Raw genomic sequence first — 22,704 nt, forward strand, 5'->3', positions numbered from 1 at the left:
ACGCCGATTGGGGGCATCCCTCCGGCAGAAGCTGAGGCAAACTACTGGGGGCAACTCGCCGCCAGCGACACCTCGCCAGAGGTGTCAACTTAAACCAACCGGCCTCCTTGAAACCCGGGGCGGTTCAGGGCGTCTGTCCTGTGGCGGTTGTTTAGACGGTCCATCGCCGTCTGGTAACCGGTGGTTGAAAGTTGTGTCCGATCCGCTATCGAGCGGCTCAAGGCGTTGAGCTGTGCCACCGTCTGTTCCTTTCCGGTGTGCACCGCGGAAGCCCGACTCACGCTGGAGAGTCCGAGGCTCGCGGTCCGGGGTGCGCTGGAACTCGCAACTTGTGAAGCATCGCCAAGGCCAGCCGCCGCACGTGACCTCAGCCCTTCAATGCCTTGGGTAGAACCAGAACTGCTTGTTTACGCGCTGCTGGTCCTCGCGGAGTTTGCGGTTGCGCCGACGTAGTAGCTTGGCGTTGGATACGACCGATCCATTGGCTTAAGGCAATTTCCCATTTGGCTCTCCTTTTATCCACGCAAGAAACGTTTCTGATCCACCTTGAGATTGATTCAGTCGGGTCGTACTCGTCGCCGTCAGGCCTCGGCCACCTGCGCCAGCGTGCCCACCGAGCGGTTGAAGTCCCACAGGTCGTCGGTGGATTGGCAGAGGAAGTCGCGGATCAGGGCTTGCTTTTGCACGGCCTCGTCGGCCAGCGCGTCGTTGCCGGGCTTGTATTCGCCCATTTGCATCAGCGGTTCGATCTCGTCGAACTTGGCCATGAGTTTTCGCAGCTTGCCCGCCGCCGCCTGGTGGGGCTTGGGCACGATCTGCGACATCACCCGCGACAGGCTGCCCAGCACGTCGATGGCCGGGTACTGGTTGCGGGCGGCGATCTTGCGCGACAGGATCATGTGCCCGTCCAGGATGCCTCGCACCTCTTCGGAAATGGGGTCGTTGCCGCTTTCGTCCTCGTACAGCACCGTGTAGAGCGCGGTGATGGAGCCCTTGGCCCCCATGCCCGCCCGCTCCAGCAAGCGCGGGATTTCGGCAAACACCGACGGCGGGAAACCCCGCCGTGCCGGGGGTTCCCCGGCGGCCAGGCCAATCTCGCGCTGGGCACGGGCAAAGCGGGTGAGCGAGTCCATCATCAGCAGCACCTTCAGGCCCTGGTCACGGTAGTACTCGGCCACGGCGGTGGCCACGTGGGCGGCCTTGGCGCGTTCGCTGGACGAACGGTCGGACGTGGCGCACACCACCACCGAGCGGGCCATGCCGTCTTCACCCATGATGATTTCGATGAACTCGCGCACCTCGCGCCCGCGTTCGCCAATCAGCGCAATGACGCTGATGTCGCACTGCGTGCCCCGGGCCAGCATGCCCATGAGCGTGGATTTGCCCACACCCGCCGGGGCAAAAATGCCCATGCGCTGGCCTTCGCCCAGGGTGATGAGGCCGTCGATGATCTTCACCCCGGTGGGCAAGGGGCGTTCGATCATTTCCCTTTCCATGGGGGTGGGCGGCAGCGCAAACACGGGGCGGGATTCGGTGGTGTTGACCGGGCCCTTGCCGTCGATGGGGCGGCCCAGGCTGTCGATGACGCGGCCCAGCAAGGCCTCGCCCACCGGCACGGACAGCACCTGGCCCAGCCCCATCACGCGGGTGCCGCCGCGCACCCCCAGGATGGAGCCAAAGGGCGACAGGATGCTGCGCCCGCCGGAAAAGCCCACCACCTCGGCGGTTTGCAGCACGGTGCCGTCTTCGTCCAGCACTTCGCACAGCTCGCCCAGGCGGGCGTCCAGGCCACTGACCCGCATGAGCGTGCCAATGACTTCGGTGACCTTGCCGATGCGGCCCACCATGGAGGCCGAGGCCAGCTCGGCTTCCATCAGCTCGGTGAATTGGTGCATGTCGCTCATGGCGTGTGTCAGGGGTTTCTTGTTTGGGGGGTCAAGCCGGGGTGTGCGCGTCTTCGTGCATGCCCAGGCCCAGGCTGTCGCCCTCGCCTTCGGTGATGGCTTTGCGCACGGCGCGGTCCATGGCGGCGCGCAGGCCGTCCAGCTGGGTTTGCAGGCTGGCATCCAGGATGCCCACCTCGGACTCGAACACACAGCCGCCGGGTTTGAGGGCGGGGTCCACCTTCACCTCGATGTTCAGCCCATGCATCTGCAGGGCCTTGAGCGAGTTGATGGCGGCCTGTGCATGTTCGTAATCGCCGGCATTCACCCGCAGCGCCAGGGCCGAGGCCCCCTGGGCCAGGCCCTGCACACTGCGCAAGGCCCGTTGGTACAGCGCCCCACGTTCTTCGGTGTGCACGATGCGTTCCACCGCCGCGGTGACGATGGTGGCCAGCTTCTCGTGCATGCCGCGCACCATTTGCGCCTTGTCGATCACCCGCCCGGTTTGCTGTTCGTGCCATTCGAGCGCGGCTTTTCGGAGGCCATCTTCGTACGCCTCCTGGCGCAGGCGTTCGGCATCGGCCTGGGCCTGGGCCCGCAGCTGCTCGGCCTCCTGGCGGGCCTGGGCCAACAAGGCCTGAGCCTCGTCGTGTGCGGTTTGCACGATGTGGTCGTGGCGTTCTTCCAGGGCGTGGCGCAGCCGGTCGAATTCGGCCAGATCGCCCACATGGGCGGCGGGCACGATGCCGTCTTCCACGCCCACGTCGCCGGTGCGTCCGTGCAACCAGATCACCATGAGGTTTCTCCTTCAAACAGCGGGTGCAAACGCCTGAGCGCCTCGGGCGTGGGCAGGTGGGGGCTGGGCACGGCACTCAAGGACAGGGGCCAGCGCACGGGCAACACCAGGCGCACCATGCGGCGCAGGCTGCGGTGCGACCACACGCCCGCACGCCACAGGTCGGTGTAGCCCACGCAGGCCCATTGGATGGGCATCCACGCCGCCACGGGGGCGGGCACCACCGGGCCTTCGTGGGCCACGGCGCGCAAGGCCCCCAGGGCCGGGCCCAAGGCAGATTCAATGGCCAGGCGGGTGCGGCGTTCAATGCAGCAGCGCATTACCCCGGGCCGACTCAACAGCGCCAGCGCACACAGGCGCGACAACAGGGCATGCCGCTCCAGCAGCGCCAGCCGCCCGCCCGGGGTGGCCAGCTCGGGCAGTTCGGGCAGCGGGCCGCAGCGGCGGGCAAACAGCGTGGTCACGGCGCACCTGCGGGCCGCGCTGGGCTGCAGGGGCTCAAACGCCGACTGCACGTCCGCCCACGAGGTCCAGCTGGGATCCGTGCTGTGGGGCAACTGCTCCAGCCGGTGCTGAAAGGCCAGGGCCAGCTGCGCCAGGCGCAGGGGGTCGGGCGGAGCCCCTGGTGACAGGGAGGGGAGGAAGGCGTCACGAGCGCTCATGCAGCCACCTCAAGCCGCCGTGGCGGCGCTGGCCGCTGACGGGGCGGTCAGGGCGGAAGGGGTTGGGGTGGCCACGGGCGGGGGCACCGGACGCGCCAGGCCCGCGGGCAGCCACGCCGGACGACGCCATGCCACCCAGCCCACACCACCCAACAGCAGCACCAGCACGGCCAGACCCACCCACACCCAGACCGACGTGGACTCGGGCGGCGGCGCCTGCGCCACCATGGCGCCGGGCACCAGGGTGACGGACACGTTGGCGTAGGACAGGCCTTCCACGCTGCGGGCCACCATGTTCTTGATGGCGGGGGTCAGCGCGGTGAGGTTGGCCTGGGGACGGTATTTCACAAACACCGAGGCGCTGGAGGGTTTGACCTCGGGTGCCAGCGGGTCGTTGTTGGGCAGCACGATGTGCACCCGGGCGGTCACCACCCCGTCAATTTGGGCCAGCGTGGCCGACAGTTCCTGTGACACGCCGTGGATGAAGCGCACACGCTCTTCGGTGGGGGTGGAGATCAGGCCTTCCTTCTTGAACATGTCGCCCAGGTTGACGTGTTTGTCCTGTGGCAACCCTTGGGCACGCAGCACGGCCAGGGCACGGACCACATCGTCCTGCTCGACCTTGACGCTCCAGGTCTTGCCACCGTCGGGCGATTCCTTTGTGGCGGGCGTGCCGTTTTCCAGCAGCGCCGAGACCATGCTGTTGGCATCGGCCTCGGTCTGTTTGGTGTACAGGTCGGTCTTGCAGGCGGTCAGGGCCACGGCCATGCACAGGGCCAGGGCGCCGTGCAGCAAACGCAGGAAGGGGGGTCGAATGTTCATGTCGTCTCTCCAGGTCGGGGCACACGTGTCGCAAAGGCCACGCTGGGGCCGTCCATCACTGGTTTTTCATCAGCGTTTGCAGGCCGCTCTTGCTGCTTTGCGAGATGTAGACGCCCGCGTTGAATTGCACCTGAACCATGGAGAGCTGGTAGGTCAGCTCAATCTGGTGCGACGCCAGTTCGCTGGGGTTCATGGCCGGGGCTTGCAGCGAGAACGCACGCACCTTGTCGAAGGTCTGGCGCATCACGCCTTCCTGCGCCTGGATGAAGTGCGACACCACCGACTGCGAACCCACCGCGGTTTCGTTGGGCACCTGGGGAGTCGGCTGCTGCTGCACCATGCGACTGAATTGGTCTGCCAGGTTGTTCAGGGTGTCGGGGCGGGTGGCGGCCTGGTCCAGAACCTGCGAGGCGGATACCCCGCCAACGGCGGAAACGGTCATGGTCAACTCCTTGGGTAAGGGGCGCGAGGGAGCCGGTCAGGCCCTCAGGAACGCCGAGTGATGCATGGCGCGCGGGTCGTAGTCGGCAAAGCCCGTGGCCATGGCCGCGGCGGTGTCTTCGTCGTCGTTGAGGTCGTTGGCGCCAGGACCCATCAGCAGCTTCACCAGGCCGCGGGCTTCCGCGGTGGATTCACCTTCCAGCACCTCGTTGGCACTGATGCTCCAGGCGGAATCCCCCACCGCGAACTGGCAGAAGGCCATCAGGGCCTTGCCCAGGCTCCAGTTCTGCGCCGAGGCGTCGAGTTTGTGCAGGGTGCGGATCGCGTCTTGCCAATGCCCGCGCTTGATGGCGATCCAGGCTTCGAACGTGTCCAGCTCGGCCAGGCGGGGGCGCAGCACACGCACCCCGGCCAGCACGGCTTCGGCATCGTCCAGGCGGTTGTGCGAGATGGCGCTGCTGATGACTTCGATCAGCGCGGCAATGAAGGGCTTGCGGGTGAAGAACGGATCCATTGTGGGGACTCCAGTTGGGAGGGAAATGACCTGTCCTCAACGGAACACGTTCCGCTGAGGACAGGCATACAGCGCATCCGCTGCATGCCTTCCACAGGCGTTGTTCAAAACACTTTGTTGCTGCCGGTGTTGAAGATGCTGTAGAGCTGCACGCCTTGCTGCACGTCTTTATTGGTCATGTTGTCGCCACCGTTGGCCAGGGCCCATTGGCGTGCGGCTTCGGGGGTCATGTTGCCCAGGGTTGCCGACGTGTTCACGGCGTTGGTGACCATGCCGGTGGCCGGGGTGCCTGCACCGGTGGCGGCGCCCAGCAGCGTGCCCGCAGCACCGCCGACAGCTCCGCCCACTTGCGCACCCGGTGCACCACCGATGGCCCCGCCGATGGCAGAACCGATCTGGCTGCCGGCATTGCCCAGGGGGTTGGCGCCCAGACCGCCACCCAGACCACCACCCAAACCGTGGGCCAGCGAAGAGGCAGGGCCGTTGGCGCCCATGCCGCCACCGCTCAGGGCTTTCAGCAGCGGGGTCAGGGATTGCAGCAGCTCGGCAAAGCTGGCCAGCAGTCCGCCCAGGCCACCAGCACCGCCAGCACCGCCAGCACCGCCAGCACCGCCAGCGCCACCCAGGCCACCAGCACCACCCAGACCACCCATTGCGGGGCTGTGCGAAGGAGCACCACCCATGCCGCCCATGCCTTGGTTGGCTTGCTGGGCCGAGCGCAGCAGGTTCATCAGCAGCGCATTCATCAGCTGCGTCATTTGCGATGCGACATCCAGCCCCGTGGAGATGGCGTTCATCGCCGGAGATTGGTTGCCAATGTTGAGGACTTGAGGTTGGTTGGAAACAGCGGAGATGGACATGATGATTCCTTGAAGAAAGAAGAAAAAACGATGTGAAGTGAAGAAAGGTGCCCCTTCTGGCGGTGCGCTGACGCCCGCCGCGAGGGGATTGCGATCAGGCCAGACCCTTGATGGCTTCGCCGATGGCCTTGAACATCTTGGCCAGGGCTTCATTCATCTTGACGATCATCTGGATGAGGCCCATTTCGGTCTGGAACTTCATCTGCATGGCGGCCGTTTGCTGGATCTGGCCCATCATGTCGGTGCCGTCTTGGGCGGCAGCCTTGGTGCCTGCGGCGCTGAGCTGGGCTCCGCCGTTTTGCAGCATGTTCAGGCCGGAAGACATACCGACGCCGGAGCTCGAACCGACGTTGCTAGAGGTGAGGTTAGACAAAGACATGGTGATCTCCTAAAAGTGCGGTTGACCGCGTTGACATGCCACCGGGATTGGTGGCGGGTTGTTTGGGATGCCCGCCCATCGGGCACCCCAGAAAAAACTCAGTGCGCCTGTTGCAATGCCGACAGGAAGGTCAGCACGCCGTTGGCGGCTTCGCGTGCGCTTTGCTCGGAACTGGTGGCCATCACGTTGTCCAGCCAGTGCTTCCACTCCGCGTCGCCTGCAAACATCAGCGAGACGGCCATGGCCACCTTCGCGTTGTCGTCGTGGGGGTTTTGCTCCACATAACTGCCCAGTTGTTCGCGGGCGTAGCCCACTTCGCCCCCCATGCCCACGGCAATGGCGCGGCACATGCGGTAGAAGGCGGGGTCGTCGAGGGTGGCTTCCACCGCGGTGTTGACCACCTCGGCGTCGTCCATGCAGCGGTAGACCGCCCCCAGGAGTCCCACCGTCATCAAGCGGCGGTAGACCTCGGGGTAGCCACTGGCGGGCACCCCCATCGGGGTGAAGTCGGTGGCCTGATGGGCATAGGCGTGGTACATGTCGGATCTCCTGGGCTCGTGCGGTGAGGTTCAGACCACCAGCGTGGTGCTGTGCAGGGTTTCCCACACATGGCGCACGATGCGTTGTGATGCGTGGAAGCCTTCGATCAGTTGCGTGACCAATTGGCGTTCGGTGGCTGCTGCGCTGAGCAGCATGTTTTCGGCGGACTTGGCCACTTCGGTGAAGTAGCCCAGCAGGGCACGGGCGCGCTCGCCGCTGGTGTCTTCGGCCAGGGACTTCTCCAGATCGGTCAGGTCGCCGAAGACGGTTTGTTCAAGTTGTTCGTTCATGATGGTTGGGCTCCGTGTGGGTTGGGGGTTCAGCGGGAAAAAGCGGTCCGCATTTCGCCGATGCCCCTGGGCGGATCGGCCGACAGCGAGAGGTGTTTGGCCCCGTCGCGGGTTTGCACATACTTCAGCCCGTCGGTGGACAACATCGCGCCCACGGGCACGGTGTCGGGGGCGGGTGACTCGGCGGCGGCCACTTCGATGGCCCGCACCAGCGGTGCCAGGTCGGTGGCGATGCGGCTGGCGGCGCTGCGCACCTTGTCCAGGTGCATGGCGCGGCCACTCACCTCAAACACGCCCTGGCCGCGGTAGGTCACCACCAGGCCCGGGGTGCCCAGGGCGTCTGAAATGCTTTGGGCGATTTCCGATGCCGCGGCGTATTTGTGTTCGATGAGCTCTGCCGGAAAGCGGGCCAGTTGTTGGCGCAGGACCAGGGCCTCGGCGCTGTCCCGAAGCAGGCCTTCCACCCGCACACGCTCACCCACGGCCTGGACCGACACATCCTCCACGCCCACTTCGGACACCGCACGGGTCACTTGGCTGGGCAGGGGTTCGGGAACCACATTCACCTTGGGGGTCAGCTTCTGCTGCAGGGCCACCGCGGCAAACGCACCGCCAGTGGCCAGTGCTGCGGCAGCGGCCAGCACCGAGGCGGCACGTGCCCAGCTCCAGGCGGCAGCACCTTGCACCACTTGGACGGCTTTCACGGCGGGGCGCATCAGGCGCTCCAGCAGCTCCACGTCGGTGGGCCATGCCGTCCCCACCGGGCCGACGCACAGCACCACGTCGCCGAAGCGGCGGGGTTCGAAGTCGGCAAACGACGGGGTCGTGCCTTCTGCGATGTCTGCCAGCGATGAGGTGATGGTCAACACGTTGTCCTCTTCCAGTAGTTCAATGTCCAGGGGCTGCACCTGCCAGTCGACGAGTTGGATGTCTGCCTGTTCGTCTGCTGCGATGCGGTACTTCGATGGACTTAAGGTTATTTGCACACCTGCGTGGCGACCGGTCAAAACACGAAGCTGTTTCATGATTTGCGAACCTCTCAGGGGTTGGAGTGGCGGTTTGCGTACTGCACGCCACGTTCCTGGTCTGCAGCAGCCCCTTCACCCTGCAAATCCGCCGCAGAAATGCGGGTGGACATCAGGTTCATGGACCACTTCAGACGCGAAGATTCGGGGGCAGGAACAGGCACTGGCACAGGCACTGCCTCAAGCACCGGCGCAGGGGTGACCGCACCCACGTTGACAGGGGCTGGCGCAGAGCGACTGCCCACCACCTTGGGCGTGATGAGGAACATGCGTTCGGTGCGCATGCTGGTCTTGCCATTCCAGCGGAACAGCCCCCCCACCAACGGCACGTTGCGCAGGCCCGGCACACCGGATTCCTGCTCGGTCTGCGCCTCCACCATCAGGCCGCCAATGAGCAGGCTCTCGCCCTCGCGCACATGGGCCTCGGTGCGGATTTCGGTCTTCTTGACCACCGGCACCTGGTCCACCGAGCTGGCCTCAAAGTTGCCGTCCTCGATGTAGAGGGACAGCTTGATCTGGTTGCCCCCCTCATCGGCGATCACCTGGGGTGTGACCTGCATCAGCGTGCCCGCTTCGATCTGAAACAGGCGCGCGTCGAGGTTGCCCGCCACACGCACCGTGGCCACCCGCTTTTCCTTCATCATGGCGGGTCGGTTGGCCACGCCCAGCACGGACGGCTTGGACACCACCCGGGCCTTGCCTTCGCCTTGCAAGGCGTTGATGCGCATCAGCAGTTGGCGCCCGGCATCGGCCACCACGGTGCCGATGGTGTAGGTGCCCGTGCTGGTGAGCCCGGAACCGCCCCCCGACTGCGGTGCGGCACCGCCCGGCGAGGTCATGGAGAACGAGCCCTTGGAGCCTTGCAACGACCAGTCAATGCCGAGCGAGCGGGCGTTGTCCTCACTCACGTCGATGATCATGGCCTCCAGCTCCACCAGCACGGGTTTCTGGTCAAGGCGCTGGATCAGCGCCTCGTACTCTCGCATGCGGTGGGCTCGGCCCTGGACGATGACGGAGTTGGTGCCCTCATCAGCCTCGAAGGCCGGCTGGTCTTCTTCGAAATTGACCGGGCTGCGCAGGGTGCGTGTGCTGGGCGGCGTTCCCGACTTGTCGGGCGTCGGCATGCCCTCCTGGGACACCGCAGGCAGGTCCGGCATCATCTTGCCGCTGCCGTACAGCGACTGCATGGACTTGATCTTCTGGCTCACGGGCCGGGAGCCCTGCGACTCTCCGGCCCCCGCCTCGGTCCCCGTGCGGGCGTACAGCCCCCGCAGGATGGACGCGATGCCGGGCAGGTTCACGTCGCCCAGGCCGCGGTCTCCCGCGGACGCAAAACGCAGCGGGAACACACGCACCACGCGCTCGTTGCCTTCGGTGGCACCCTGGTCCAGCGATTCCAGCGCCTGCGCCACCAGTTCCACATGGCGCGGCGGCCCGTAGACCAGCAGCGTGTGCTGCGCGTCGTCAAACCGCAGCGCAAACCGCTTGTCCCCCAGGCCCAGCGACTCCAGCAGACCCAACACCTCTTCCCGGCTGTAACCCTTGAGGCGGAACAGGCGGCTCTGGATGGCGCTGGGCGGATAGAAGTACAGGGCCGTGCCGTCGTGGTACCACAGCACGCCGTAGGCCTTGGAGATGGCGTTGAGGAAGCCCTCGGCGGTGGTGTCAAAGCTGGCGCTGACCACCCCTTCCACCCCATCACCGATCACGACGGGCAAGCCCTGGCTGGCCGCAAAGTCTTGCAGCACGTCGGCCAGACGCTTGCTTTCCGCACGGTAGACAAAACGCTTGGCCCCCAGACCGCGCGGCGCGGTGGCGGCCACTCGGTCGGGTGTGTTGGCCTGGCGTGACGCCCGGACCGGCTCCGCGGCCTGGCAGCACGCGGCCACAGCCAGACAGGCGGCCACCAGCGTCCGCTGGCGAAGGGTGAATGCCGTGCGCATCACAGCGGCTCCGCGTCCGGATCGTCCTCGTCGGGCTCTTCTTCCTTGAAGAAGTTCTCCATGGCCTCTTTCATCATGCCCTGCCCGGCTTGGAGGGTGTTGGCGGCAAACTGCCCCAGCACCTTCTTCAAATCGCCACCGCCGGCGCCGGAGCTGCCGCCGACGTCGCCCAGGCCACCCGCGCCGGATGAGGGCAGGGTTTGCGACGGGGACAGGCTGCCTCCGCCGGGTTGGTTCATCGCCGAGGTGATGAAGTCAAACAGCTGCTGCGGCGACATGCCGTAGCTGCTGGCCAACTGATTGAGCAGTTGCGAGAACGTGTCTGCATCGCTGCTCTGCGGTTGCGGGGATGGCGTGAAGCCCACGGGGCTCGCGCCGGTGACGGACATGGACATGGTCAGGTCCTCCAGGAGTTGATGACCGCCTAAGGGTAGGAAGCCCCACCCGAATGCCGGTCCACCAAGGCGAAGCGGCGTGCGTCACTGCGAAGCTTTCGCCCCGAGCGACGGCGTTCCTGTTTTGCGCTTCGCATGCCTGCGCCTGGCTTCGCTTCATGCCGTGTGGGAAGAAGGGGCCTTTGCCAACATGCCTGCCATGCGCAAACAGACAGCCCATCACGGGGTTTGCGCAAAGGGTCTTTGATCGGCCGCCACGCGGTCACCACTCACAGGAGCATTTCCATGCAAGCAGCCCCCTCCATCGCCGGTTACGTCGACCTCTTTTCTTCGCTGCAATCGGTGCAAGCCACGGTCCAGGTGCAGATCGAACGGTTTCAACAGCTGATGGCCGACATCAAGGTCATCGCCGTCGCCCACCCGGACGAAGAGGGTGCTCGCGCCGTGGGCAACGTGGCGCTGAAGCTGCACCGGGCCCATGCGCTGCTGTACGGCGGTGCCCAGGCCATCCCGTCCGCCCCGACCGCTGCGGCCACCAACGCGCCTGCGGGTGAGGAGCTGGACCTGCAAAACGCCATCAACGAGTTCTCCACGCTGCTGTCCAACAGCCAGGGCACCTCACGCGAGGTGACGGAACTGCTGGACGCGGCCGAGCAAGAGCTGGCACCGCTGCGCGTCACCGCCAACTGACCGCACCCCGTGATACCGCGTCGCCCATGGCTGTGGGCCGCCGCCATGGCGGCGCTGTACACGTTCCCCAGCGAGGCCGCGCTGCGCTACCGCTGCGAAATGCCCGACGGCAGTGAACGTGTGGCCCAGTTGGACCTGTCGGTGCGGTTTGGCGGCGCAGTGCGCCAGTGCACCGCGTTTGAAACCCCCGACCCCGAGGCGGCCCCCGCCGTGTTGCGTCCCGATGGACTCTTGCCCGGCATGGAAGACAGGCCTCCTCCCTCGCCCCCGCGGTCTGCGCCGCGCGTCTTCCCCCTCACCCCGCCCTTGCCCGTCCCCGCCCCGGTGGAGCTGGCCCACTTGCAGTGGTGGCCCATGGTGACGGCGGCCAGTGTCCGCCAGGGTCTGGACCCTCGGCTGGTGGGCGCGGTCATGCACGTGGAGTCGGCGGCGCAGCCGCATGCACGCTCCCCCAAGGGGGCCTTGGGGCTGATGCAGATCATGCCCGCCACCGGGGCGCGTTACGGGGTGGACACACCGCAGGATCTGCTGGACCCCGCCACCAACATCGAGGTGGGCACACGCTATCTGCGCGACCTGCATCAGCAGTTCGATGGCCAGGTGGAACTCGTGCTGGCGGCCTACAACGCCGGAGAAGGGGCCGTCAAACGGCACGGCAACCGCATTCCCCCGTACCGCGAAACGCAAGACTACGTTCGCAAAATTTTGCGGTTGTACGCGGGGCGCTGATCAAGCCCAATGCATCAGAGGCCGGGCCGTCGGGAATGTGGATGCCGGGGGAATGAGAAATTGGGGCCATTGACCCAGCTGTGAAAGCTGGTTGTTCTCTGAAGGCATGACTTTGAAGACCGTGGGCCATGTGAAACCCACGTCAGTCATTGATTTTGGTGCGGCTGGCGGGGATCGAACCCACGACCCTTGGCTTCGGAGGCCAATACTCTATCCACTGAGCTACAGCCGCGTGGTGTGTTGCACACGCGAACCCAGGAGTTTACCCGACGCGGTGGGCCTGAACCAGGCACTGCTGAAAGAGGCGCGTGGTGCGGTCCGGCTCGGGCGAGCGGCGGGCAATGGCCGAAAAGCGGCAGGGGTAGCGAAATTCGTCGGGGCGCACCGCCCGCATCTGGCCCGCAGCCACAAAACCCTGTGCGTAGTGGTCGGGCAAAAAGCCCAGGAAGTCGCCCGACAGCACGAAGGTGGCCACCGATTCCTGGTCATAGGCCGTGGCGGTGCGCTGCAGGCGCTCGCGGTGGCTCACCTCCATGTTGGGGGAGTGGTAGCCCAGCCCGGCAAAGGCGTGCTGGCGCACCTCGGCCCAGCCCAGCGCCGCATCGTCCACCGCAAACAGCGCATGGCCCGCGCCGGCGTACAGCAGCATGGTTTCGCCAAACAGGTCGTCGTACATCAGCCGATCGCTGCGGCGATGCTCGGGAATGATGCCCAGGTGGAACTGCCCCTCCATCACCCCGCGCTCGATGGCCTGGATGGGCGCCACATGCAGGTTGAGCACCACCTCGGGGGCCTGGCGGCGAAACAGCGCCACCGCCTGCGCAATGTGGGCCTGCGGGTTGCTGGCCGTCTTGTCGAACACCGCCACATGGATGGCCCCGCCCAGGCGCTGGTGCAGCTCGTCCACGCTGGCCCGAAAACTCTGCGTGGCCGCCAGCAGCTGGCGGGTTTCGGCGTGGATGCGCTCGCCCTCGGGCGTGAGGGCAAAGCCCCCCCGGCCCCGGCGGCACAGCGTGAGGCCCAGGCGGGTTTCCAGGTCTTTGACGTGGCGGCTGATGGTGGAGGTGCTGATGTTCAGCTCCAGCTCGGCGGCGGTCATGCCGCCACAGTCGGCCACGGCCTGGAACACGCGCAGCAGGCGCAAATCGGCATCGCTGATCTGGCCCAGCACGGCGCGACGCGGCGAGCGGGGGGCTACGGCAGGGTGGGGTGAGGCGGGCTGGGGCATGGCAGGCATTGAAACTTGCAGATCCATGCAAGTGAATCTGTATTGATTTCACTTTACCGCATGCAAGTGCCCTTCCCACAATGCAACGCATGCCCGCCCTGCGCGTAACGCCTGGGCCCCGGGCTTTTCCCTGTTCCGCCCCCACCGCTTTTGGAGCCCCTCCATGGACATGACCGACCGCCAGCACCTGGCCACCCTGACGCCCGACGGCAAGCCCCGCACCGACGCCGAATGGCTGGCCGCGCACTGGATGCCCTTCACCGGCAACCGCAACTTCAAGGCCAACCCCCGCATGATCGTGGGCGCCAAGGGGGCCTACCTGACGGACGCCGACGGCAAGCAGGTGTTTGACGGCCTCTCCGGCCTGTGGACCTGCGGCCTGGGCCATGGCCGCGAGGACATCAGCCGCGCGGTGGCGCAGCAGGTGGCCACACTGGACTATTCGCCCGCCTTCCAGTTCGGGCACCCGCTGTCGTTCGAGCTGGCCAACAAGATCGTGGAGCGCATGCCCGCGGGACTCAACCGCGTGTTCTTCACCGGCTCGGGTTCTGAATCGGCCGACACCTCGCTCAAGCTGGCCCGGGCCTACTGGCGTGCCAAGGGCCAGGCCAGCAAGACGCGGCTGATCGGGCGCGTCAAGGGCTACCACGGCGTGAACTTTGGCGGCATTTCGGTGGGCGGCATCGTGGGCAACCGCAAGGTCTACGGCCAAGGCATCGACGCCGACCACCTGCCCCACACCCAGCCGCCCATGGGCAGCTTCTTCAAGGGCATGCCCCCTGCCGAAGCGCAGGCCAGCGGCTACCGGGGCGCGGCCCTGGCCGACGAGCTGCTGGACCTGATTGCCCTGCACGACGCCAGCAACATCGCCGCCGTGATCGTGGAGCCCATGTCCGGCTCGGCGGGGGTGGTCATCCCGCCCCAGGGCTACCTGAAGCGCCTGCGCGACATCTGCACCGCCCACAACATCCTGCTGATTTTTGACGAGGTCATCACCGGCTTTGGCCGCATGGGCGCCTGGACCGGGGCCGAGGCCTTTGGCGTGACGCCCGACATCCTGAACTTTGCCAAGCAGGTCACCAACGGCGCGCAGCCGCTGGGCGGCGTGGTGGCCACCCAGGAGATTTACGACACCTTCATGGCCACCGGCGGCCCCGACTACATGCTGGAGTTCGCCCACGGCTACACCTACAGCGCCCACCCCGTGGCCTGCGCCGCCGGTGTGGCCGCCATGGACCTGCTGGCCCGCGAGAACGCCCCGCAGCGCGTGGCCGAGCTGGCCCCACATTTCGAGAAAGCCGTGCACAGCCTGCAAGGGGCCAAACACGTGCTGGACATCCGCAACTACGGGCTGGCCGCGGGCTTCACCATCGCCCCCGCACCCGGCGAACCCGCCAAGCGCCCCTACGAAGTGGCCATGGCCATGCTGGCCAAGGGCTACTACGTGCGCTACGGCGGCGACACCATCCAGTTGGCCCCGCCCTTCATCAGCACCCCGGCGCAAATCGACAGCCTGCTGGCGGCCCTGGGCGACACGCTGCAAGAAACTGCATGATTTTTTGGACTCTAGCGCTTTATTTGTAAGCGCAAGCAGCTATCAAAACAGGACTGATTTGTGCACATCGCCATCCTGACGTTCGACGGCTTCAACGAGCTGGATTCGCTCATCGCCTACGGCCTGCTGGGCCGCGTGCGCCTGCTGGGCGATGCCAACTGGCGCGTGAGCATTGCCAGCCCCACGCCCCGCGTCACCTCCATGAACGGGCTGACGCTGGACGCCCACATCGGCCTGGCCGAAGCCTGCACCGCCGACGCCGTGCTGGTGGGCAGTGGCATGAAGACGCGCGACGTGGCCGCCAACGCCGACCTCATGGCCCAGCTCCGGCTGGACCCGGCGCGGCAACTGGTGGGGGCGCAGTGCTCGGGCACCTTTTTGCTGGCCCAGTTGGGCCTGCTGGGCAGCCTGCCCGCGTGCACCGACAACACCAGCAAGCCCTGGGTGCTGGCGGCGGGGGTGAACGTCAGCGCACAGCCCTTTGTGGCCCACGGCAACGTGGCCACCGCAGGCGGCTGCCTGTCGGCCCAGTACCTCAGCGCCTGGGTGCTGGCCCGGCTGAAAGGCGAAGCCACTGCCCGCGAGGTGCTGCACTACTTTGCCCCCGTGGGCGAGAAAGACCTGTTTGTGGACCGCGCCATGGGTCACATCACGCCCACGCTGCCCGCCCGGGCCACGCCCACCCCCGTTCCTGATATCGCCTGATTCATTAACCATTTTAGCCCCTGGCGCTTTATTCATAAGCGCAAGCAGCTATCAAAAACAGAGAGACTCACCGCATGACCACCATTCAGCACCTCATCAACGGCCAGATCGTTTCCGGCGGCAGCCGCACCCAGCCCGTGTTCAACCCCGCCACCGGCGCCAGCAGCAAGCAGGTGCAGTTGGCCGACAAGGCCACGGTGCAGCAGGCCATTGCCAACGCCGAAGCCGCCTTCCCCGCCTGGCGCAACACCCCGCCGCTCAAGCGCGCCCGGGTGATGAGCAAGCTCAAGGAACTGCTGGAAGCCAATGCCCAGCAGATTTGCGCCCTCATCACCGACGAGCACGGCAAGGTGCTGGCCGACAGCCTGGGCGAGTTGCAACGCGGCATCGAAAACGTGGAATACGCCAGCTACGCGCCCGAGCTGCTCAAGGGTGAACACAGCCGCAACGTGGGCCCCGGCATCGACAGCTGGAGCGAGTTCCAGCCCCTGGGCGTGACGGCGGGCATCACCCCCTTCAACTTCCCCGCCATGGTGCCGCTGTGGATGTGGCCCATGGCCGTGGCCTGCGGCAACACCTTTGTGCTCAAGCCCTCCGAGCGCGACCCGTCCAGCGCCATGCTGATTGCCGAACTGGCCCTGGCCGCCGGTCTGCCCCCCGGCGTGCTCAACGTGGTCAACGGCGACAAGGAAGCCGTGGACACGCTGCTGACCGACCCGCGCGTCAAGGCCGTGAGCTTCGTGGGCTCCACCCCCATTGCCGAATACATCTACGCCACCGGCACCGCCCACGGCAAGCGTGTGCAGGCCCTGGGCGGCGCCAAGAACCACGCCGTGGTGATGCCCGATGCCGACATCGGCAACGCCGTCAACGCGCTGATGGGTGCCGCCTTTGGCAGCTGTGGTGAACGCTGCATGGCCGTGCCCCTGGCCGTGTGTGTGGGCGACGACACCGCCAACCAGGTGGTGGAGGCGCTGAAGGTCGAAATCGCCAAGATGAAGGTCGGCCCCGGCACCGACGCTGCCTGCGACATGGGCCCGCTGGTCACCCAGCCCCACTTCGAGAAGGTGAAGGGTTATGTGGACCAGGGCGTGAAGGAAGGTGCCACCCTGGTGGTGGATGGCCGCGGCCTCAAGGTGCCCGGCCATGAAGACGGCTACTACCTGGGCCCCTGCCTGTTCGACCACGTCAAGCCCGGCATGGTGACGTACCAGGAAGAAATCTTCGGCCCCGTGCTGGGCGTGGTGCGTGTGCAAAGCCTGCAAGAGGCCATGGCCATGATCGACGCGCACGAGTACGGCAACGGCACCTGCATCTTCACCCGCGACGGCGAGGCCGCCCGCTACTTCACCGACCACATCCAGGTGGGCATGGTGGGCGTGAACGTGCCGCTGCCCGTGCCCGTGGCCTACCACTCGTTCGGCGGCTGGAAGCGCAGCCTGTTCGGCGACCTGCACGCCTACGGCCCCGACGCCGTGCGCTTCTACACCAAGCGCAAGACCATCACCCAGCGCTGGCCCAGCGCCGGGGTGCGCGAAGGCACGGTGTTCAGCTTCCCCAGCAGCCGCTGACCCGCGGGCCACGGGCGCAAAACCCACGCGGGCGGCCAATCTGTCACGGCAGCCGCCCCCGGGGTGTTCATGCCGCGGGGGGCTTGATGCATGATGGCGGCTCTTGTCCGAGCCCCTCTCACCATGACTTTCTTTCGACTCTTTCCCGCGCTGTGCCTGAGTGCCTGCCTGACCGCCGGGCTCACCGCTTGCGGCGGTGGTTACGAAGGCACGCCCAACCCCATCGACACCAGCGCCAGCGCCTTGCGGGTGGCGGGCGCCGCCTCGCTCACCCTGGTGCCCTCCGAGCTGTCCCGCCTGGACGTGACCGGCGGCACCCGCCCCTACAGCGCCGCCAGCAGCAACAGCGCGGTGGCCCTGGCCTCGGTGGCCGACGGCACCCTCAGCATTGCCGCGGTGCGAGGGGACACCACCCCGGTCAACGTGACCGTGACCGACGCCAAGGGCGCCAAGGCCACGGTCAGCGTCACCGTGACCAACAGCCCGCAGCAGGGCAGCTTCAGCATCAGCGCACGCGACATTGCCCTGCAACCCGGCGCCACCCGCACGCTGACCCTCAGCGGCGGCACCGCCCCGTTCAGCACCACCTCGCTCAGCCCCGGCATTGCCACCGCCTCGGTCAGCGGCACCAGCCTGACCATCACCGGCGTGTCGGAAGGCAGCAACGCCGAAATCCGCGTGATCGACAGCAAAGGCGTGACCCAATCGGTGCTGGTCACCGTGGCCGCGCCCATCCCGTCGGCATCGGGGCTGGCCTTCACCGTCAACATGCCCGCCAACCTGGCGCTGCGCCCCCGCAACAGCGTGACCTACACGCTGGGCGGAGGCACGCCGCCGTACAGCGTGGCCTCCAGCAACACGGCCATCGTCAACCCCACGGTGCGCGGTGCGGCGCTCATCCTGGCCACCGGCTTGGCGGGCAACGCTACCGTCACGCTCACCGATGCGGTCGGGGCCACGCTCACCCAACGGGTGTACGTGCAGACCACCTCGGCCCCGCTGGCGCTGACCCAGACCGCCGTGACGGGCACCCAGTTCACCACCGCCGACATCGGCATCACCGGCGGCATGCCGCCTTACAGCGTGGTGGCCACCAACGCCACCGCGGCGGTGGCCAGTGGGGTGCTGGTCAGTGGCGATGTGCTGCGCATCAGCCTGCAGGAGGTGGGCGGGCCCGCCTCGGTGTCGGTGCGCGACTCGGAAGGGGCCACGGCCACGGTGTCGGTCGCGGTGACGGCGGTGCTGTCCCGCATGTCGGTCTCGCCCACGGCCCTCACCATTTCGGAGCGGCTGGCGGCGGGCACGGCCATTCCGGTGCGCATCATCGGGGGCAAGGCCCCTTACCTGGTGTTCATCAGCCGCCCCAACCTGCTCACCGCCACCGTCAGCGGCGATGTGCTCACCCTCACCCCGCCCGTCACCCCGTGTGTGGACGGGGCCACGCAGGTGTTTGTCACGGTGATCGACGCCACCGGGGCCACCGCCACCATGCAGATCACGGTGGCCGACAACGGTGCATGCGGCACCTGAGTAATTTGATAAATTGAAAATTGCGCTTGTTTCATTTTTATCAAATAGGTAGAATCCCGGGCAACATTCAGACAAAGGCACACCCGCACGAAAGGCGGGGTCGCAAAGCCACCGGCCTTCGCCCTCCTGGGGCATGGCAGCGGGGTTGCCCCACCAGGCCCTGCCGCCTCCACGGCACCAGGGCCTGACGCAATCCCTGTGGTCTTGAGGCTCCTTCCGGCGCACATCGGGTCCCGATGTCCCACCTGGAGCCTCTTGATGACCGCAGTCCCCTCTCCCGCCTTCCGTCGGCCCGGCACCCCCGCCCTGCAGCGGCTGACCACGGTCTCCCTGGCCTGCCTGCTGGTGGCATGCGGCGGTGGTGGCGACACCCCCTCCAGCGTGACCCCGGCGGCGGAAATCGCCACGGCCACCACCACGTTGACCGTGGGCCACGACGGTGCCGAGCTGTCCGACACCGTGGCGCGGCCCACCTTCCACCTGGCACCGGTGCTGCTGGACGAGCCCAGTGATGTGGATGCCCTCAACCCCGGGCAGTCGGCCCACGAGCAGGCGCATGCCCAGCACATCCCCGCGGTCAACCGCAACCTGTCCACCGAGCAACTCACCCCCCAGCGCCTGCGCGACGCGGCCCAGAACCCCTTGGGCGGTGTGCAATGGCTGGACACCCCCGAGCGTGAAACCGCCCAGGCCGCCGGCACCCCGGTGGTGACCTACACCCCGGCCCAGGTGCGTGCGGCCTATGGCTTCCCGACCCTGCCTGCGTCCACCACCGGGCTGACCGCAGCGCAGGCTGCCGACCTGGGGGCGGGGCAGACCATCTACGTCATCGGGGCGAAGCACAACCCCAACATTGCCGCGGAGCTGGCGGCGTTCAACCAGAAGTTCGGGCTGCCCACCTGCACCACCAAGGCCATTGCCGCCAATGCCACCCTGCCTTTGGCGGCAGCCAATGCCAAGGCGTGTGAGGTGTCGGTGGTGTTCAGCACCCCCACCGGGGGCATGACCACCGTGGCCCCGGCCTACGACTCGGGCTGGGCCACCGAAATGGCGCTGGACGTGCAATGGGCCCACGCCACCGCCCCGCTGGCGCGGCTGGTGGTGGTGGAGGCGGCCGACCCCAGCCTCAACGCGCTGTTGGGTGCCATCAAACTGGCCAACGCCATGGGGCCGGGCATCGTGTCCATGAGCCTGGGGGCCAATGAGGGCAGCTGGACGTCCTCTGTGGAATCGGTGTTCACGGGCAACAACATGACTTACCTGGCCGCCACGGGCGATTCGGGCGCAGGCGTGTCCTGGCCCGCCGTGTCGCCCAAGGTGCTGGCTGTCAGCGGCACCTCGCTCACCTACAGCAGCGGCACACCCCGCAGCGAGGTGGTGTGGAGCGGCACCGGCGGCGGCGTTTCCGCCTACACGGCAGTGCCGTCGTACCAGACCAGCGCCGTGCCGGGCATGGGCAGCCTCAGCAAGCGGGCGGTGGCCGACGTGGCCTTCAACGCCAACCCGTCCACAGGGCAGTACGTGGCCGTGATGACGCCGGGCAGCAGCACCGTCAACTGGGTCAGCGCCGGGGGCACCAGCCTGTCCACCCCACAGTGGGCCGGCATCCTGGCCGTGACCCACGCCAAACGTGCCGCCGCAGGCAAGGCCGCGTTGGGCGCACCGCACAGCCCGCTGTACGGCCAGATTTCCACCGCCCCCACCACCTACGCCGCTGCGTTCAAGGACATCACCCAGGGCAGCAACGGCGCCTGCGCCACCTGCGTGGGCAAAACCGCCTACGACACCCCCACCGGCCTGGGCACACCCAACGTGTCGGCCCTGGTGTCCACGTTGTCGGGCGTGACGGTGGCCGTGCCTGCGCCCGTGGTCACCGCTGCCACCGTGACTGGCACCGCTGGCACGGCACTCACCTTCACCGCATCGGTCACCGCCGCCAACCCCGTGACCTACACCCTGAGCGGCGCACCGTCGGGCATGGGCGTGGCCTCCACGGGTGTGGTCAGCTGGGCCAGCCCCGTGGCGGGCACCTACGCCGTGACCCTCACCGCCAAGGACACCGTCACCGGCCAGAGCGGGCAGGGCGTGTACACCGTGAAGGTCAACCCCGCCGCCGCCCCGGTGGGGGCCGACACCACCGTCTCCGGCAAGCCCGGCGTGGGCTTGAACTTCACCGCCGCGTTCAAGTCGGCCAACGCCATGACCTTCAGCATGACCGGCGCGCCCAAAGGCATGACGATCCACAGCACCACCGGCGTGGTCAGCTGGCCCAGCCCGGTTGTGGGCACCCACACGCTCAAAATCAGTGCAAAGGACACCAAAACGGGGCTCACCGGCACCGCCACCTACACCGTCAAGATCCAGACGGCCACCACCCCAGGGCCTGTGATTGCGGTCACCCCCATCACCGGCGTGGCGGGCAAGGCGGTCAGCGGCACCATCACCATCACCGACCCCGGGGCCCTGGCCTACCAGATCTCCATCACCGGCATTCCGCTGGGCATGACCTTCTCGGTCAACGGCCCCACCATCACGGCCTCCTGGGCCAAGCCGGTGGCCGGCTCGTACATCCTGGCCATCACCGTGGTGGACAACCTGGGGCTGACGGCCAAGGCGTCTTTGCCCATCACCATTTCCAAGTGAGCTGAGTTTTTCCTCCAGCGCCTACCAGGGCTTTGGGGGCTGACCTGCGGGTCAGCCCCCTTTTCTTTTGGCACAGGTGTTGCTAGTCTGTTTGCATGTTGACCAAACGGTCAACATGCAAACATTCCAGGAGCCCCACCCGTGTCCACCCCTTCCTCGTCCGATGTGCGCGCTGGCCGACTGAGCGCCCCCCTCAGCCCCGAGGCCTGTGCCGCGGGCTTTGCCGCGGCCGCCACGCCCCCCCTTACCGCCTCCGAAGCCCTGCTGGAAGCCGAGCGCTGCCTGTACTGCTTTGACGCCCCTTGCGCCGACGCCTGCCCCACGGGCATCGACATCCCCTCGTTCATCCGCCGCATTGCCGAGGGCAACGAACGGGGTGCGGCCCGCCAGATCCTGGAAGCCAACCCCCTGGGCGGCCTGTGCGCCCGCGTGTGCCCCACCGAAGACCTGTGCGAAAAGGTCTGTGTCCGCAACACCCAGACTGGCGTGCCCGTGGCCATTGGCCGCCTGCAACGCCACGCCACCGACGCGCTGATGGCCAGCAGCCGCCCGCAGCTGTTCACCCGCGCCGCACCCACGGGCAAACGCGTGGCCGTGCTGGGGGCCGGGCCTGCCGGGTTGGCTTGCGCCCACACCCTGGCCCGCCACGGGCACGAGGTGACGGTGTTCGACGCCCGCGCCAAGGGCGGCGGCCTGAACGAATACGGTCTGGCCAGTTACAAGGTGGCCGACGACTACGCGCAGCGCGAGCTGAAGTGGCTGCTGGACATTGGCGGCATCACCCTGCAAACCGGTCACGCCGTGACCAGCGCCGCCGAACTGCACGCCCTGAAGCAGGGCTTTGACGCCCTGTTCCTGGGCGTGGGCCTGGCCAGCACCCACCAACTGGGCGTTCCGGGCGAAACGCTGGCGGGCGTGCAGGACGCGGTGGACTTCATCGCCACCCTGCGCCAGGCCGCCGACAAGTCCACCGTGCGCGTGGGCCAACGGGTGGTGGTGATTGGTGGCGGCATGACCGCCGTGGACGCCGCCGTGCAAAGCAAGCTGCTGGGGGCCGAGTCGGTCACGCTGGTGTACCGGCGCGGGCAGGCCAGCATGTCGGCCTCCAAGGACGAGCAGGACTGGGCGCTGAAACACGGCGTGGTCATCCAGCACTGGCTGGCCCCGACCGAGCTGACCGGGGCCGACGGCGCGGTGACCGGGGTGCGCTTCGCCCGCCAGCACATCAGCGGCGGCAAGCTGACCCCCACGGGCGACACGGTGGAGCTGCCCGCCGACCTGGTGCTGAAGGCCATTGGCCAGACCCTGGGCAACGCCTGGCTGGCCGACACCGGCCTGGCCCTGACCGAGGGCCGCCTGGCCACCGACGACGATGGCCGCACCAGCCTGCCGGGCGTGTGGGCCGGAGGCGACTGCCGCGCTGGCGGGCTGGACCTGACGGTGGAAGCCGTGGAACACGGCAAACGCGCCGCCCTGGCCATGCACCAGGCGCTGACCGCCTGA

General features: G+C 67.2%; 22 protein-coding genes, 1 tRNA gene and 1 riboswitch. Of the genes, 8 read left to right on the forward strand and 15 right to left on the reverse strand.

Annotated features, from left to right (window positions below):
- Positions 1-581 precede the first annotated feature (581 nt).
- The 13 genes from sctN to ACYVB7_RS14390 form a co-directional block, all read right to left on the reverse strand.
- A complete protein-coding gene (gene sctN / locus ACYVB7_RS14330) occupies positions 582-1,904 on the reverse strand; it encodes a type III secretion system ATPase SctN (protein WP_460508894.1) in 1,323 nt (440 codons plus the stop codon).
- Positions 1,905-1,935: 31 nt separating this feature from the next.
- On the reverse strand, positions 1,936-2,679 hold the full coding sequence (gene sctL / locus ACYVB7_RS14335) for a type III secretion system stator protein SctL (protein ID WP_460508896.1): 744 nt from the start codon (positions 2,677-2,679) through the stop codon (positions 1,936-1,938).
- Positions 2,673-3,341 (reverse strand): type III secretion protein HrpB4, encoded by a 669-nt coding sequence (locus tag ACYVB7_RS14340; RefSeq protein ID WP_460508898.1) that lies wholly within the window; start codon positions 3,339-3,341, stop codon positions 2,673-2,675. The genes sctL and ACYVB7_RS14340 overlap by 7 nt, the downstream gene beginning before the upstream one ends.
- Positions 3,342-3,350: 9 nt before the next feature.
- Positions 3,351-4,163 carry a type III secretion system inner membrane ring lipoprotein SctJ gene (gene sctJ, locus ACYVB7_RS14345; protein WP_460508899.1) on the reverse strand — a complete coding sequence of 271 codons (813 nt, stop codon included), beginning with the start codon at positions 4,161-4,163 and terminating at the stop codon, positions 3,351-3,353.
- 55 nt (positions 4,164-4,218) lie between these two features.
- Positions 4,219-4,605: a hypothetical protein gene (locus ACYVB7_RS14350; protein WP_460508902.1), complete on the reverse strand. Its 387-nt coding sequence runs from the start codon at positions 4,603-4,605 to the stop codon at positions 4,219-4,221.
- A gap of 36 nt (positions 4,606-4,641) precedes the next feature.
- Positions 4,642-5,118, reverse strand: coding sequence for an HrpB1 family type III secretion system apparatus protein (locus ACYVB7_RS14355; RefSeq protein WP_460508904.1), 477 nt, complete (start codon positions 5,116-5,118; stop codon positions 4,642-4,644).
- Between the two features lie 104 nt (positions 5,119-5,222).
- A complete protein-coding gene (locus ACYVB7_RS14360) occupies positions 5,223-5,978 on the reverse strand; it encodes a hypothetical protein (RefSeq protein WP_460508906.1) in 756 nt (251 codons plus the stop codon).
- Between the two features lie 94 nt (positions 5,979-6,072).
- Positions 6,073-6,357, reverse strand: coding sequence for a hypothetical protein (locus tag ACYVB7_RS14365; protein WP_460508909.1), 285 nt, complete (start codon positions 6,355-6,357; stop codon positions 6,073-6,075).
- Positions 6,358-6,455: 98 nt separating this feature from the next.
- Entirely contained in the window at positions 6,456-6,896 is a 441-nt protein-coding gene (locus ACYVB7_RS14370) for a hypothetical protein (protein WP_460508911.1), read from the reverse strand.
- Positions 6,897-6,926: 30 nt separating this feature from the next.
- The gene (locus ACYVB7_RS14375; RefSeq protein ID WP_460508913.1) at positions 6,927-7,187 is read right to left on the reverse strand and encodes a hypothetical protein; all 261 of its coding nucleotides are present in this window, start codon (positions 7,185-7,187) and stop codon (positions 6,927-6,929) included.
- Between the two features lie 29 nt (positions 7,188-7,216).
- Entirely contained in the window at positions 7,217-8,212 is a 996-nt protein-coding gene (gene hrpD5 / locus ACYVB7_RS14380; protein WP_460508915.1) for an HrpD5 family protein, read from the reverse strand.
- A gap of 14 nt (positions 8,213-8,226) precedes the next feature.
- Positions 8,227-10,155: a type III secretion system outer membrane ring subunit SctC gene (sctC, locus tag ACYVB7_RS14385; protein ID WP_460508917.1), complete on the reverse strand. Its 1,929-nt coding sequence runs from the start codon at positions 10,153-10,155 to the stop codon at positions 8,227-8,229.
- On the reverse strand, positions 10,155-10,550 hold the full coding sequence (locus tag ACYVB7_RS14390; protein ID WP_460508919.1) for a hypothetical protein: 396 nt from the start codon (positions 10,548-10,550) through the stop codon (positions 10,155-10,157). The genes sctC and ACYVB7_RS14390 overlap by 1 nt, the downstream gene beginning before the upstream one ends.
- A 285-nt stretch (positions 10,551-10,835) precedes the next feature.
- On the opposite strand from ACYVB7_RS14390, the gene ACYVB7_RS14395 reads away from it, so the two are divergent.
- Both ACYVB7_RS14395 and ACYVB7_RS14400 read left to right on the forward strand, forming a co-directional pair.
- Positions 10,836-11,240 carry a hypothetical protein gene (locus ACYVB7_RS14395; protein ID WP_460508921.1) on the forward strand — a complete coding sequence of 135 codons (405 nt, stop codon included), beginning with the start codon at positions 10,836-10,838 and terminating at the stop codon, positions 11,238-11,240.
- A 9-nt stretch (positions 11,241-11,249) separates the two neighbouring features.
- Positions 11,250-11,969 carry a lytic transglycosylase domain-containing protein gene (locus ACYVB7_RS14400; protein WP_460508924.1) on the forward strand — a complete coding sequence of 240 codons (720 nt, stop codon included), beginning with the start codon at positions 11,250-11,252 and terminating at the stop codon, positions 11,967-11,969.
- 156 nt (positions 11,970-12,125) lie between these two features.
- On the opposite strand, the gene ACYVB7_RS14405 is transcribed toward ACYVB7_RS14400, so the two are convergent.
- Positions 12,126-12,201: transfer RNA gene (locus ACYVB7_RS14405), tRNA-Arg, on the reverse strand.
- A 30-nt stretch (positions 12,202-12,231) separates the two neighbouring features.
- The gene (locus ACYVB7_RS14410) at positions 12,232-13,197 is read right to left on the reverse strand and encodes a LysR family transcriptional regulator (protein WP_460508926.1); all 966 of its coding nucleotides are present in this window, start codon (positions 13,195-13,197) and stop codon (positions 12,232-12,234) included.
- A gap of 163 nt (positions 13,198-13,360) precedes the next feature.
- Between ACYVB7_RS14410 and aptA the strand changes: the two genes are divergently transcribed.
- The 6 genes from aptA to ACYVB7_RS14440 all read left to right on the forward strand — a co-directional run bounded on the left by aptA (position 13,361) and on the right by ACYVB7_RS14440 (position 22,704).
- Positions 13,361-14,752 (forward strand): aspartate aminotransferase family protein, encoded by a 1,392-nt coding sequence (aptA, locus tag ACYVB7_RS14415; RefSeq protein ID WP_460508928.1) that lies wholly within the window; start codon positions 13,361-13,363, stop codon positions 14,750-14,752.
- 60 nt (positions 14,753-14,812) lie between these two features.
- Positions 14,813-15,457 carry a helix-turn-helix domain-containing protein gene (locus ACYVB7_RS14420; protein ID WP_460508930.1) on the forward strand — a complete coding sequence of 215 codons (645 nt, stop codon included), beginning with the start codon at positions 14,813-14,815 and terminating at the stop codon, positions 15,455-15,457.
- A 74-nt stretch (positions 15,458-15,531) separates the two neighbouring features.
- Positions 15,532-17,028, forward strand: a complete 1,497-nt coding sequence (locus ACYVB7_RS14425; RefSeq protein WP_460508932.1) for a CoA-acylating methylmalonate-semialdehyde dehydrogenase — start codon at positions 15,532-15,534, stop codon at positions 17,026-17,028.
- Positions 17,029-17,151: 123 nt separating this feature from the next.
- Entirely contained in the window at positions 17,152-18,558 is a 1,407-nt protein-coding gene (locus ACYVB7_RS14430) for a hypothetical protein (RefSeq protein WP_460508934.1), read from the forward strand.
- 66 nt (positions 18,559-18,624) lie between these two features.
- Positions 18,625-18,711, forward strand: a riboswitch (cyclic di-GMP riboswitch).
- A gap of 105 nt (positions 18,712-18,816) precedes the next feature.
- Positions 18,817-21,201, forward strand: coding sequence for a putative Ig domain-containing protein (locus tag ACYVB7_RS14435; RefSeq protein ID WP_460508935.1), 2,385 nt, complete (start codon positions 18,817-18,819; stop codon positions 21,199-21,201).
- 141 nt (positions 21,202-21,342) lie between these two features.
- Entirely contained in the window at positions 21,343-22,704 is a 1,362-nt protein-coding gene (locus ACYVB7_RS14440; RefSeq protein WP_460508937.1) for an NAD(P)-dependent oxidoreductase, read from the forward strand.

The organism is Hydrogenophaga soli, from assembly GCF_054777695.1.